Annotated in this window: 10 protein-coding genes; 7 read left to right on the top strand and 3 right to left on the bottom strand. The window is 51.8% G+C overall.

The window, feature by feature from the left end; all coding sequences use genetic code 11:
• Positions 1–116 precede the first annotated feature (116 nt).
• Positions 117–1,304: an exo-beta-N-acetylmuramidase NamZ family protein gene (locus tag GK091_RS21110; RefSeq protein ID WP_164041861.1), complete on the bottom strand. Its 1,188-nt coding sequence runs from the start codon at positions 1,302–1,304 to the stop codon at positions 117–119.
• A 286-nt stretch (positions 1,305–1,590) separates the two neighbouring features.
• Between GK091_RS21110 and GK091_RS21105 the strand changes: the two genes are divergently transcribed.
• Complete coding sequence (locus GK091_RS21105) at positions 1,591–2,817, top strand: ABC transporter permease (protein WP_164041860.1); 1,227 nt, start codon at positions 1,591–1,593, stop codon at positions 2,815–2,817.
• Between the two features lie 27 nt (positions 2,818–2,844).
• On the opposite strand, the gene GK091_RS21100 is transcribed toward GK091_RS21105, so the two are convergent.
• Positions 2,845–3,375, bottom strand: coding sequence for a DNA/RNA non-specific endonuclease (locus GK091_RS21100; RefSeq protein ID WP_164041859.1), 531 nt, complete (start codon positions 3,373–3,375; stop codon positions 2,845–2,847).
• Positions 3,376–3,773: 398 nt separating this feature from the next.
• Here GK091_RS21100 and GK091_RS21095 point away from each other — a divergent pair, with 398 nt between their 5' ends.
• From GK091_RS21095 to GK091_RS21085, 3 genes are all read left to right on the top strand, one after another.
• A complete protein-coding gene (locus GK091_RS21095; RefSeq protein WP_164041858.1) occupies positions 3,774–7,145 on the top strand; it encodes a methylmalonyl-CoA mutase family protein in 3,372 nt (1,123 codons plus the stop codon).
• Between the two features lie 199 nt (positions 7,146–7,344).
• Positions 7,345–9,045: a sialate O-acetylesterase gene (locus GK091_RS21090; protein ID WP_164041857.1), complete on the top strand. Its 1,701-nt coding sequence runs from the start codon at positions 7,345–7,347 to the stop codon at positions 9,043–9,045.
• Between the two features lie 113 nt (positions 9,046–9,158).
• Positions 9,159–10,259 carry a glutaminyl-peptide cyclotransferase gene (locus GK091_RS21085; RefSeq protein WP_164041856.1) on the top strand — a complete coding sequence of 367 codons (1,101 nt, stop codon included), beginning with the start codon at positions 9,159–9,161 and terminating at the stop codon, positions 10,257–10,259.
• Between the two features lie 84 nt (positions 10,260–10,343).
• Here the strand turns inward: GK091_RS21085 and GK091_RS21080 are convergent, their stop codons facing one another.
• Positions 10,344–10,676, bottom strand: a complete 333-nt coding sequence (locus tag GK091_RS21080) for a YegP family protein (protein ID WP_164041855.1) — start codon at positions 10,674–10,676, stop codon at positions 10,344–10,346.
• Positions 10,677–10,950: 274 nt separating this feature from the next.
• Here GK091_RS21080 and GK091_RS21075 point away from each other — a divergent pair, with 274 nt between their 5' ends.
• From GK091_RS21075 to GK091_RS21065, 3 genes are all read left to right on the top strand, one after another.
• Entirely contained in the window at positions 10,951–11,964 is a 1,014-nt protein-coding gene (locus GK091_RS21075) for a bile acid:sodium symporter family protein (RefSeq protein ID WP_164041854.1), read from the top strand.
• Positions 11,965–12,086: 122 nt separating this feature from the next.
• Complete coding sequence (locus GK091_RS21070; RefSeq protein ID WP_164041853.1) at positions 12,087–12,482, top strand: hypothetical protein; 396 nt, start codon at positions 12,087–12,089, stop codon at positions 12,480–12,482.
• Positions 12,483–12,615: 133 nt separating this feature from the next.
• Positions 12,616–14,028: a GH1 family beta-glucosidase gene (locus tag GK091_RS21065; protein ID WP_317166333.1), complete on the top strand. Its 1,413-nt coding sequence runs from the start codon at positions 12,616–12,618 to the stop codon at positions 14,026–14,028.
• Positions 14,029–14,099: the final 71 nt, after the last annotated feature.

Here is a 14,099-nt window from a genome sequence, read left to right as displayed (position 1 = left end):
GGTCATTTTTTGAGACAACCTTTACCGGAATGCTTCTTTTCAGACAGGATTTACGGGATGGACAGTGCGCTACGAACCCAGAAACCGTGCTCATCCTGCAAATCCTGTCCTACACGTTACGGGTACAGCAAATACTTCGCCCGGGTTTGTTTGTAAGCGCCAAGGGCCGGTTGCCAGCTTTTTCGGATGGTGGCTTCCGACACGCCCGCGATCATCTGCAAGCGAAGTTGATCGGTTCCCGCCAGTCGGTCAATCCCTCCATTAGCCAGGAAAAACTTACTTTTATCGCTGGCTTTCTTATAAAAGTCGAAGAAGTAATCCAGCATCATTTGTTTCTTCGAGATACTGACTGTCGACAGATCCAGGCCGTAGCAAAGCTGGCCTTCCATCGGTGGATTGATGGAACCGGGTTTATCGACCGGGGTAAACGTGTACGCTCCATATTGGGTGTAAGGCGAACCGATGACCTGAAATTGCTTATCGGTCCCACGCCCGACACTGACCACCGTTCCTTCAAAAAAGCAGAGTGACGGATACAGCAATACCGCCTGTTGATTCGGCAGGTTCGGCGACGGGCGGACAGGCAGCACGTACGGCGTCTGGTGGGTGTAGTTTTTGACGGGCACTACCGTCAGCGGGCAGGTTTTACGTCCGGCCAGCCATCCTTCGCCGTTGATCATCCGGGCCAGCTCGCCAACGGTCAATCCATGAACCACCGGTATGGGGTGCATACCGACAAACGATTTAAATTTCGGGTCGAGCACCGGCCCATCGATGTAATGTCCGTTGGGATTCGGACGATCAAGAACAATGAGGGGCTTATTGTTTTCCGCGCAGGCTTCCATAACATAATGCATGGTGCTGATGTACGTATAAAACCGCGTCCCTACGTCCTGAATGTCGAAAATGACCACATCCAGCGAATCCATCTGAGCAGGCGACGGTTTTCGGTTCTGACCATATAAAGAAGTGATGAACACGTTAGTTCGTTGATCGCGGCTGTTACTAATTTTTTCACCGTCGGTGGCTTCCCCCCGAAAACCGTGCTCCGGCGCGAAGATTGTTTTTATCGTCACCCCTCGGGCAATCAGGCTATCGACCAGATGCGATGTGCCGATCCGCGACGTATGATTGACAACCATGCCAACGCGCTTTCCCTGTAAGGCAGGCAGGTAAAGGGCCATCTGATCAGCACCCGTCTGTATGGGTCCGGACGATACGGACGAGGTCTGGGCTTGACAAGCAATACTCATCACGCTGAAAGCGATGAGGAAGATAGTACGGACGTTACGAAATAAAGTCATGACTGTATGGTAAAAGCAAGTCCTGCAAAACTCACACTTTTTAGCATGTGAACCGTTGACAACGCGCAAAACTTTGTCAACGACTGGCCTCTGCTGTATTTTTTGTGCCAGTTCATCGACTTGTCCGTTAGCTTTGCAGTTACATACAATACCAATACACGTAGATTGTGCTGTACTTTGCGTATCAACCCGTATTGCTTCGCATCGAACTAGAACGGTTCCCGGTGTTCAGTCTACAACAGTAGCAGCAAACACACAAACCGTGAACCCTAAATAGAAACCCGCTTTGAACGTTCCCATCTTTCTAGCCCGCAAGGTACGAAACGCGCCTGAGGGCAGTTTTTCTGCGACTGTCACTCGTGTTGGTGTTGTCAGCATTGCACTTGGTCTGTCCATTCTGATCGTTGCGTTTGCGGTATTGTTCGGTTTCAAAAACAATATTCAGCAGAAGATTTTTCTATTCGGAGCCCATTTGCAGGCTGGCAAATTCACGAATAACAATTCGTATATGGAAACGCCCCTGTCCCTCAATACGCAACTCTATCGTGATAGTACCAACATTCCGGGCGTCAAGCATATCCAGGCCGTCGCGTTAAAAGCCGGTATTCTAAAAACCAGCGAAGAGCTGACGGGAGTAATTCTGAAAGGGGTAGGCAAGGATTATGACTGGAACCTGTTTCAGGGATCGCTCGTGGCTGGTACGGTGCCAACCGTTGGCGCTGATACCGGCAACGGATCAACGCAGCTGATGATCAGTCAGTACATGGCCAATCAGCTAAAGGTTAAGGTCGGTGAGACGATTCCGCTGTACTTTCTTGGCAATCCGCCCCGCGCCCGCAAAATGACCGTAGTAGGCATCTACGAAACGGGGCTGGAAGAGGTGGACAAGACCATTGCCCTCGGCGACATTCGACTCATTCAGCGCCTGAACAAATGGGGAATCGATTCGGTAGGCAGCTACGAGATTTTTGTGAACGACTTCAAGCGCCTGAACCAAACGGCCAATACGATCTTCGACGTGATGGCTCCCGACATGCGTCTGACCCGCGTCACCGATCAGTATCGACCGCTCTTCGACTGGATGGTGCTGCTCGACCGAAATATGGTGATCCTGCTGGCGCTGATTACGTTTGTGGCTTCCTTCAACATGGTATCGGTTCTGCTGGTCCTGATGATGGAGCGAACGCCGATGATCGGATTGTTGAAAGCACTGGGTAGTCAGGACCCGCTCATCCGGCGCATGTTCCTGTTTGTTGGTCTGAACATGGTCGGTTGGGGATTACTCATCGGCAATGTGGTCGGGTTGGGACTCTGCTTCATTCAGGATCGCTTCAAACTGATTCCGCTCGACCCCAAAAATTATTTTATGAATTACGTTCCCATTGTCTGGGACTGGCCAACCATTCTGGCGCTGAATGGCGCAGCCGTGGTACTTATTGCGCTTGTTCTCTGGTTATCGACGTTTATCATCAGCCGGATTCAGCCGGTAAAGGCGCTGTCGTTCAAGAAATAGCTCAGAAACGCGTGGGCATAAACCTGCTCAGTTTGGGTGTCTGCGTACTTCGAGTGGCATACCGGGCTTGCTCAGTCCCTGTTCGACCCAGAGAGGCCGCTGGCTATCCGTATCTTGAGCCCGATAAATCCAGTAGGTAAAATATAGCGCGCCCGGTGTAGCAACGGCCTCTCGTTCAAGCGCCCGAAACGGGCCGACGTTCACCGAACCCAACTGAGGAACCAGGTTAATATCCGTTGGCCCACCAAGCGTATGCGGAATAGCATGGCCCCGATGATAGAGCGGTCCGCCACCGAGTGGCGCATCCGCCATGCGTGCTTTGGGACGCGGTTCCATATTCTTTCCCGTACTGAATCCCCAGGCCGCAATGAGTCGGCTGCACGCGATATCAAACAGATAGGAAAACGTACCGGAACGGGTTTCGATCACGTCGTTGTCCGACGTCAGGTGGTCATACTCTCCTAGCCAGATGGAGATCAAATCCGGAATTACACGTCGCTGATAATCAGCGGGTGATGCATGATGGGGCAAGGTCTGTATAAACGAGTAAGTAGCCATTAGGAATACGATTTTCGACTATTTATCGAGCTTTCAACTCAGTGTAAACTTACCCAGACGCTCAACACTAAACTGACTCAGCTCCCCAGAACTAGTGCTTTACCAGATTAATCCGGAGCTGAAAATTGATCAGCAGATAGGTTGGCCCAAGCGGGAGCTTAGCCCGACCAAACCCGCTACTCTTCAGTTTAGTAGCGTACAGATGAAACGTCTTTCGGAACCTTAGTCGGTAAAACCGCGGAAATCGGTATCATTTGGCGTATACACACGTTGGCTGGCATAACTTTCAATAAAAAGAAATGCCCCTGATCAGGAATAGAATAGTGCTTGCGTTTACCGCATAAATTTGTATAATTTCGTTATTTAACAAAAATAATCGAATATCTATTTCTCGTCCGATGATTGCTCAACAGCCAATTCCCAGTCAGCCAGCGGCCCGCTCCTTTACGAACAAGATTCGCATCGTAACCGCAGCGTCGTTGTTCGATGGTCACGATGCGGCCATTAATCTGATGCGCCGGTTGATGCAGGCATCGGGTGCTGAGGTTATTCATTTGGGCCACAATCGGTCAGTCGCTGACATTGTCGACTGCGCTATTCAGGAGGATGTACAGGGTATTGCGGTAACGAGCTATCAGGGCGGCCATCTGGAATTTTTCAAATACATGCACGATCTGCTGAACGAACGCGGAGCGGGCCACATCAAAATCTTCGGTGGAGGGGGCGGCACGATTCTACCAGCGGAAATTGACGAACTACACGCGTACGGCATCGCGCGTATCTACTCGCCCGACGATGGCCGGACAATGGGGTTGCAGGGCATGATTGACAATCTGCTAACACAATGCGATTTTGATCTTGTAGAGACCGGTCGGAATGCCGCATCACCGCCGGTGCGGCATTCCGACCGGTCTCTACGTAGGACGGCAAACCAAAACCAGATCGCGCGGCTGATCACCACGGCCGAAAACAGGCCGGAAAAATTCGATCATTCGGGGTTAGCCCTTGCCCATAGCTTCACTAAAGTGCTGGGTATTACAGGTACAGGTGGCGCGGGCAAATCGTCGCTGGTCGATGAGTTGGTACTTCGGTTTCTGCGCACATTTCCCGACAAAACATTGGCCATCATTTCGGTCGATCCCTCGAAGCGCAAAACGGGTGGGGCGCTGCTCGGCGACCGCATCCGGATGAACGCCATCCATTCGCCAGCCGACGCAGTCCCACGTGTATACATGCGCTCACTGGCGACGCGGCAATCGAATCTGGCATTGAGCCGCCATGTGCAGGATGCGATTGATATATGCAAAGCCGCTCATTTTGATCTGATCATTGTCGAAACGTCGGGCATTGGCCAATCAGACACCGAAATTACCGAACACGCCGACAAAACGCTGTACGTGATGACGGCGGAGTACGGTGCGGCCACACAGCTGGAAAAGATCGATATGCTCGACTTCGCCGATGTCATTGCGATCAACAAATTCGATAAGCGCGGTTCGCTGGATGCGCTGCGAGACGTCCGCAAACAATACCGGCGGAATCATAACCTATGGGATAGTCCGGACGAAGACCTGCCGATTCTGGGAACCATTGCCGCTCAGTTCAATGATCCGGGCATGAACGCTCTGTTTGCGAGACTGGTGTCAATTCTCGGTTTACCCGAACCCACAGCATCAACAACCGAACCGCATACGCCGGGTATTTCGATCATCGCACCGGATCGCGTTCGCTACTTGGCGGAGATCGTGGAAGAAAGTCGCCGGTATGACTCGTTTGTGCGCGAACAAACAACCTTAGCGCGGCAGCTTTACCAGCTTGATGGTACGATAAAAATGGTACCGGACAGCCCCCTCAGTGACGAATTGCAGAAACTATACATTGAACTGAACGCTCGTTTCAATCCCGACTGCCGTGCTCTAGTGCAGCAGTGGCCAGCGATGCAGAAACGCTATACAGCCCCGTTTTATGAGTTCACTGTTCGGGGGAAAACCATTCGGCAGCCGCTCTATTCGGAAACGCTTTCGCACCTGAGCATACCCAAAGTCAGCTTACCAAACTACCACGATTGGGGCGATGTGTTGCAGTGGCTACTCACCGAAAACGTACCGGGGGAGTTTCCGTACACAGCGGGCGTGTTTCCACTCAAACGTGAGGGTGAGGACCCAACGCGCATGTTTGCGGGTGAAGGCGGACCGGAGCGAACTAACCGGCGCTTCCATTATGTATCGAAGGGCTTACCCGCCAAGCGTCTTTCAACGGCGTTTGACTCCGTTACCTTATACGGCGAAGATCCCGCCATGCGACCGGACATTTTCGGCAAAGTTGGCAACTCAGGCGTCAGCGTCTGCACGCTTGACGACGCCAAAAAGCTCTATTCCGGCTTCGACCTGTGCGATCCGGCTACCTCCGTTTCGATGACCATCAACGGTCCTGCCCCCATGTTGCTGGCCTTTTTCCTGAACGCAGCCATCGACCAGCAATGCGAGAAATACATGGCACAGGCGGGAATTTCTGTTGACGGGCTGGGCACGGACTTCCACCCACGCTACCAGGGGAAGCTGCCCGATGGCAACAATGGTCTCGGGCTGCTGCTGCTGGGCACTACGGGCGACAAGGTATTACCTCGGGAGGTCTACGAAAAAATAAAAGCCGATACGCTTCGAACGGTGCGGGGAACGGTACAAGCCGATATTCTGAAGGAAGATCAGGCGCAAAACACCTGTATCTTCTCGACCGAATTTGCGCTCAGGATGATGGGCGACAGTCAACAGTACTTCATCGATAATCAGGTGCAGAATTTCTACTCCGTTTCCATTTCGGGGTATCACATCGCCGAAGCCGGGGCCAATCCAATCTCGCAGTTGGCCTTCACCCTATCCAATGGGTTTACGTTCGTTGAATACTACCTCAGCCGGGGTATGAACATAGACGATTTCGCCCCAAATCTATCGTTTTTCTTCTCGAATGGTATGGACCCGGAATACACGGTGCTGGGCCGCGTGGCCCGACGGATCTGGGCGAAAGCCATGCGCAATAAGTACAAAGCCAGCGACCGTTCGCAGAAACTCAAATACCACATTCAGACATCGGGCCGGAGCCTGCACGCGCAGGAAATAGCTTTCAACGACATTCGCACCACGCTACAGGCGGTACTGGCTATTTACGACAACTGCAACTCCCTGCATACCAACGCCTACGACGAAGCGATCACCACGCCTACCGAAGAATCAGTCCGTCGAGCAATGGCTATCCAGCTGGTTATCAACCGCGAGTTTGGGTTGACTAAGAATGAAAATCCCTTGCAGGGTTCATTTATCGTTGAGGAGCTAACGAATCTGGTCGAAGAAGCGGTCTACCAGGAATTTCTGGCGATCAATGAACGGGGTGGTGTATTGGGAGCGATGGAACGCATGTACCAGCGCAGCAAAATTCAGGAGGAATCGATGTACTACGAGACGCTGAAACACAACGGCCAGCTGCCCATCGTTGGCGTCAACACCTTCCTGGACCCTGCCGGTTCGCCAACTATCGTCCCAAAAGAAGTCATCCGCTCCACCGACGAGGAGAAACGCTACGCCGTTGATTCCTGCCAGGCTTTTCAGCACCAGCACCGGGCTGAATCGGCAACGGCACTGGCGGCTTTACAAACAACGGCACTGGCTAACGGCAACATCTTCGAGAGTCTGATGGAAGCGGCAAAAGTATGCTCACTAGGGCAGTTATCCAATGCCCTTTATGCCGTGGGCGGTCAGTATAGACGCAACATGTGACGACCCTGAACCCTCAATATCTACTATTCGTATCAACTACCTGTTTATAAGCCAATTACCACCTTCAAAACAACGCAAATCGTTTATTGAACGGTGTATTCCACTCATACAACCAGGTATCGCAAAGTCATTGTAATGCATTTTCCGTTTATTTACGGCATCATTTTACGGCCTCAGGTATCCACACGGGTTTTGCATCATGACAGTTGTGTTACGTTTATTGAAAACGGCTCAATTTCTTTTCCTGTTTGTATCGTATACCGGTTTCGCGCAGTTACAGCTTACGTTTCCAACCAGCCGATTGGTGCTCCAGCGTAACAATAACAACCAGGCGAATGTACCGGTAGCAGGCCAGTGTCCTGCCAATGCGACCCAAGTCAGGGCTCAGTTAACGGTTCGTCAGGGAGGTCTGTCTACGGGTTGGATCGTTCTGGATAACGCGCCCAGCAGTGGGTCCTTTCAGGGAACATTCACCGGCGTAACGGGTGGCTGGTATGATCTCGAAGTGAAGGCTTATGCGGGCGCAACCGAACTGGCGTCTCTAACAACACCACGCATTGGCGTTGGTGAAGTGTTCATCACGTCCGGGCAATCCAATTCCTGGGGCGTCAACTGCTACAGCGGACAGGCCAGTGATGACCGGGTATCCATCATCAATTATTGGACCGGGCAGGCGGGGCAATTCTCGGAAAGTTCGTTACCGTTTGTGGTTAGTCACGCCGATCTGGCGACGGGCATTACCAATACGGGCATGTTTCCGGGTGCTTACCTGTATGTGTGGGGAGCCCTTGGCGAACGACTGGTTTCTCAATTGGGTGTACCGGTCATGTTCTATGGCGCTTCGTATTCAGGCACGAACTCCAAGCACTGGGTACACTCGGCCAATGGCGAAGAAAGTTTTCAGAATTTATCGCAAAATATGCCGTATCGGTTGTTGGGGGCAACCATCCAGCACTACCTGAAGCGAACGGGCGTACGGGCGGTTTTGTGGCATCAGGGCGAGGGTGATAACTACTACCAGTCACGAGACGATTACCTGACCAATATTGGTACGGTCATCAATAAATCGCGCGCGCAGCTGGGCTTCGGCAACCTGAGCTGGGTCGTTTCGCGGGTTAGTTACATTCCTGCCGCCCTGGGTAGTGAATACGCCAACCACGAAACGGATCAGAACATCATTGATGCGCAGAACATTCTCGCGGGGCAGCCCAATAACTGGACAGGACCGGCTACAGATGGCATGATTTACCCGAACTATCGGCGAGCCGACTATTTTCATCTTCACTTCGATGCCGACGACTGCCCGGCATTGACTGATGTGTGGACGCAGGCACTCCCCCCAACCTACTTCACAAGCACTCAGCCTTCGCTGCCGGATCGAACGGTCTTGCTGACAACGGGTTACGTTTTCCCCTTTACTACCTCGGCGGGTCAGTCGGTTCAGGTTCCTTATTTTTCGCGGGTTCCGGTGCGGGCCGATAACCAATATACCGTCGATATGCTGACTGAGACCGGCTGTTACCTGGGCACCCTGACGGCAGGCACCGCCAATCCTCTATCCGTTACGTTACCGAGCTGGGCGAATGGCCGGTATCGTTTTCGAGTCAACTCCACATCACCCGCCACAACCGGCGAACCTAACGAACCAATAACCGTCAACGGCTCGGGTAGTGGATTACCGCCGAACCTGCCGGCATTGGTATTGAGTACGGTGCAGAACGGCAACTGGGATAATCCACAGGTATGGTCGTGCGGACGCATCCCTACCGTAGCCGATACGACCGAGCTCAGACACGTCATTACGATACCCGCTGGCGTTCAGGCACAAACGGGTTTTCTTTATTATAAAAATGGCGCTCAGCTGATCTACCAGAGCGGGGGTTCGCTCCGAATCAAGTAACTTCGGTTTTTAATCCTCTTTCCAGCCTCAGACTGCTAATAGCTATTTTTCGATCTTGGTAATCTGTAGCCTTTCATCCCGTATCTTTCTGCGTCTAAACAGGTCAGCAATCAATGCAGGTTTTTCGAGAGTGCCATCGCGTCATTTACTTTTTTCTGATCCTGTTGACGTGCTTTTGGGGTTCATCATGCCAGAACAAAAAGGAATCAGCCACAACAACTAACGAGCCGGAAACGCCGTCGATCGTTGCACTCACTAAGACAACCTACAAACTTGGGGACACGATTTCCATTCAGCTTAGCCAGCCACTTACGCAGGTTGCCGTCCGCGTTGATTCTAATTCAGCGTCCATCCTTCAACAGACGAATGATCAGTTGCGGGTGCGATCTGCCGATCAGAAATTAGGGATGCACCAGTTGATCATCAGCGGAACAACAGCCAATAAAGTCTCCTTTTCGGATACACTTGGCGTTGAATTCTGGTCCGATGTTACGCCGACAACGCTGGCTTATTCGGTTCTCAAGACTTATCCACACGATTCAACGAGTTTTACACAGGGACTGGAGTTTTATCGGGGAAATTTATACGAAAGCACCGGCCTGAATGGGAAGTCGAAGCTGATGCAAGTCGATTTATCCACAGGGGCCATTCGTCAGTCGGTGCCGCTGCCGGAGCAATACTTCGGCGAAGGGATCACCATCGTGAACGACAAAATTTACCAGCTGACCTGGACGTCGGGTGTTTGCTTTCGCTATTCGATGAAGTTTACGCTGGAAAAAACGCTCACCTACCACACGCAGGGCTGGGGATTGACCCACAATGAATCGACACTTATTCTGAGTGATGGCACCAACCGGCTTTATTTCCTCACCCCCGACTTTCAGCCGAAGGGCAGCGTATCCGTTTACGACGACAAGGGACCGGTTGTGAATCTGAATGAGCTGGAGTACGTGAACGGGTATGTGTTTGCGAATGTCTGGCAAACCAATCGGATCGTTCAAATAGACATGGCATCGGGGAAAGTCGTCGGGAATTTGAACATGGATGGTCATTTACCGAAGGGTGTCAACACGCAGATCAATGTACTAAACGGGATTGCGTTTCAGCCCACGGAAAAGGCTTTTTATGTCACGGGTAAAAACTGGCCCACTTTATATAAACTAAACGTCAAGCTACCACCGGCTCTCGGAAAGCCAGGGTCAATCGCGCTTTGATGACCATCTGGTAAGGCACAAATCCGGTGCTGTTCGTACTGAGCCAGATTTACCTCAAACAGCACCGGACGTTAGGAATACCCGCTAGTTGGCCGTGTCTTCGATGACTGCACCAGGTGCCATGCTTTTCACCGAGTCAATGCCCGCTTCGCGACCCGACTCACGCTCATTCAACGGGCTTGTACCAATAACCTGACCGTTTGTCGCCTTCAGATTGAAGTAGAATTTACTATTGACCGATACTTTCCGATCATAACGGCTATCAGTCGCCGAGTTTTTCCGAACGGATTCAACGCCATTATAGCAGTTAGCCTTGGTGGTATAGCCTTCACTCGATAACACAGTTTGCCCATTGTCCGCTTTGAGCACGAACTGAAACTCGCCGTTTGTTCTCGTCGAAATAAGAAATTTTCCCATATAGTGAATGCTGGCTTTAGGCTAACGAGTTAGTTATCAGTTAATACTATAAAGAAGTGAATAATTTTATGACAATTAGTCAAGTTATACGAAAATAAGTTACATAGACTGGTAGGATGTCTGTGTAGCGGTTGCAGCGCGGGAGGGATCCCGCGATTTTTAGCTAGCCAGCACGAGTTTCCACCCGCGCTACAGTGATTACACACCTATTAATTTACCCAATCGACGGAGGACGTTCTAAACGAAAGCGTTTCCAGGCCAGTTACCAGTTTGTATGGCAAAGACTTCGTTAAGTACACTGCTGGCCCGCGTTGGGCTCGATTGGTTCATTCTCGCTTTACTGGCGATGATCGGACTGGCTAAAATCTGGCCCGAACCCGGCATTCAGGAAGGCCCCTTATCTTTATCGTCGATTGCTACGTATGGCGTTTCGCTGATCTTTTTCTTCTATGGTCTGCGCCTGAACTTCGATCAGCTACGGGTCGGCCTGCGAAATTATAAACTGCACTTGGTCATTCACCTGACCACCTTCATTGTCTTTCCGGCGATTGTGCTGGCTGCCCGTTACTGGCTCATGACACCCGATACCGAACTAGTATGGCTGGGTATTTTTTACGTAGCCGCTCTACCGTCCACCGTTTCGTCATCGGTGGTGATGGTTTCCATTGCGGGTGGAAACATTCCGGCGGCTATTTTCAACGCCAGCATCTCCAGTCTGATCGGCGTATTTATAACGCCACTCTGGATGAGCTATTTGCTGAGCAGTACAACCGGTCAATATGACCTGGCGGGTGTGATCGGGAAACTGACGCTACAAGTTATCGTTCCTGTTATTCTGGGTCTGTTGCTCAACCGGCGGCTTGGGTGGTTTGCGGAGCGGCACAAATCGCTGCTCCGTTACTTCGATCAGGTTACTATTTTATTGATTGTTTACACCGCCTTCTGCGAGTCGTTCAAGCTCAATTTGTTTGCCGCTTATTCGCCCAGTGATCTGCTATGGCTGGCGGCTCTGCTGCTCGGGCTCTTTTTTCTGGTCTTTGGTTTTATCACGCTACTCAGCAAACCGCTTCATTTTAGTCGCGAAGACCGCATTACAGCTCTGTTCTGCGGCTCAAAAAAGTCGCTGGTACAAGGTAGTGTTATGGCTAATGTCCTGTTTCCGGGTACAATGGCTGGTGTGGCCCTCCTACCGATCATGATCTATCACGCCCTACAACTCATCGTCGCCAGCATAATCGCCCAGGCTATGGCACAACGGCAGGCCACGTCTGCGGTCACTCGAAAGTAATTTCAGCGGGTTCAGCCCTTAAAATCCGGCATTCAGCCAGAATGCCTCATAGGTCGGTTAAACGTTGATCCTCGGTTCGCTTCTAAGAATCAGTAACGCAAAACAATAAACACATACTGATCATGAAAAAGACAATCGCAGCCGCCCTTACTTTCTTCGCCCTGTCAACCGGTGCAACCTTCGCGCAACGCGTTTATTCGCAGCCTTTCGATAATCGTGGCCCACAACAAGGTGGCGCTCGTTATGACAAAGATCAGCGTCAGGACGACCTGAAAATAGACCGGATCGATGCCATCGTTGGCTTATCGCGTCGCCAGGAAAAACAGTTGCATAAAATCGAAGACAACTACGACCGCATGGCGTCAACGTCCCGGCTGACTCCCGACGGATACCGTCAGCTCCAGCTTCGCAAACGGCAGGATATGCTGGCCGTACTGACCTCAGCCCAACGCGATCGCTTATTCGCCCAGCAACAACAATACCGTCCAGGCAACGCGCCATTTGGCCGCCGAGGCTAAACGTCAGCTCGTTTGAACCAACATTCGCCAGTCAGGGTAGTTATTTACCTGACTGGCGAAGCTGTTTTAGGGCAAATCGCTACTTTTGAGGGCCTCGTAGTCAACGAAACGTATTTATAGTCTCCACAAAATCGTGCCTGCTCCACTGACCGATTATTCAACTTTTGGCCGTCATTCATTTGGTCCTGACTTTATTTGGGGAACGGCCACAGCCGCCTACCAGATCGAAGGAGCCGTTGACCGCGATGGCCGATCACCCAGCGTCTGGGATACGTTTAGCCATCAGAAGGGAAAAATAAAAACGGGCGAAACCGCCGATAGTGCCTGCGAATTCTACGACCGCTATGAATCCGACCTGCTGCTGCATAAAGAGTTAGGTTTTGATTCATTCCGGTTCTCACTGTCTTGGTCGCGCATTCTGCCCGATGGCGTTGGCCCCAGTCAGGGTGGTCGTCTGAACGAAGCAGGGCTTGCCTTCTATGACCGACTTATCGATCACTGCCTGGCCCTCGGCATAACCCCCTGGATCACGCTCTACCACTGGGATTTACCACAGGCGCTCGAAACGAAGGGCGGCTGGCCCAATCGCAGTATCGTCAACTGGTTTTCGGAATTTGCCGATGTCTGCACCAAAGCTTTCGGTCATAAAGTCAAGCACTGGATCATTCTGAACGAACCGCTGGCCTTCTCAGTGCTGGGTTATTTCACGGGCCAGCATGCCCCCGGTCGGCGGAGTTTCCGGAACTTACTTCCCGTCATTCACCATACCGCGCTGGCTCAGGCCGAGGGGGGGCGTGTTGTCCGGCGCAACGTGTCGGGGGCACACGTCGGTACTACGTTTTCCTGCTCCCCCATCGACCCGTTTACCTCCTCCACTCGCGATCAGGCGGCTGCCGTTCGCGTGGATGCGCTCCTGAACCGGCTCTTCATCGAACCGTCGCTTGGTCTGGGTTATCCTAAAGAACTGTCGTTTCTGGCTGGAATCACGAAAAAAGTAGCGAAACCCGGCGATATGGAACAACTTGCGTTCAACTTCGATTTTATCGGGCTGCAACACTATTTCCGGGCGGTCGTGGAGGGATCTTATTTTATCCCTTACCTGTGGGCCTCTCAGGTATCGCCCCTTCAACGCAACGTTCAGACCATTACCGAGATGGGCTGGGAAGTGTATCCGGAGAGCATGTACCGTGTCATCCAGCAGTTTTCGCAGTACGAAGGCATCAAAAAGATCTACATCACCGAAAGTGGAGCGGCTTTTTTTGACACGGTTCAGCAGGGTGCCGTGAACGATGTAGCCCGACTCGATTACCACCGAAACTACCTGCAACAGGTCTTGCGAGCGAAACGCGACGGATTCGCGGTGGACGGTTATTTCGCCTGGACGTTTCTAGACAATTTCGAATGGGCCGAAGGATACCGACCGCGCTTTGGGCTAGTGCACGTCGATTTCCGAACCCAGCAGCGAATCATAAAAGCATCGGGACGCTGGTTTCAGCAACTGCTGTCGAATGAACATCAGCTGGCTAACCTGACCTCGACCGTATGACCGGTCCGGCATGACTTATACGCAGCTATGTTGTTTCAACTCTTTTCAAACTCCGTCCTTCATCCGGTAGT

The sequence above is a fragment of the Spirosoma agri genome (genome assembly GCF_010747415.1).
In the GTDB taxonomy this organism is placed as follows: Bacteria; Bacteroidota; Bacteroidia; order Cytophagales; family Spirosomataceae; genus Spirosoma; species Spirosoma agri.
This window is presented reverse-complemented; position numbering and strand designations above follow the sequence as displayed.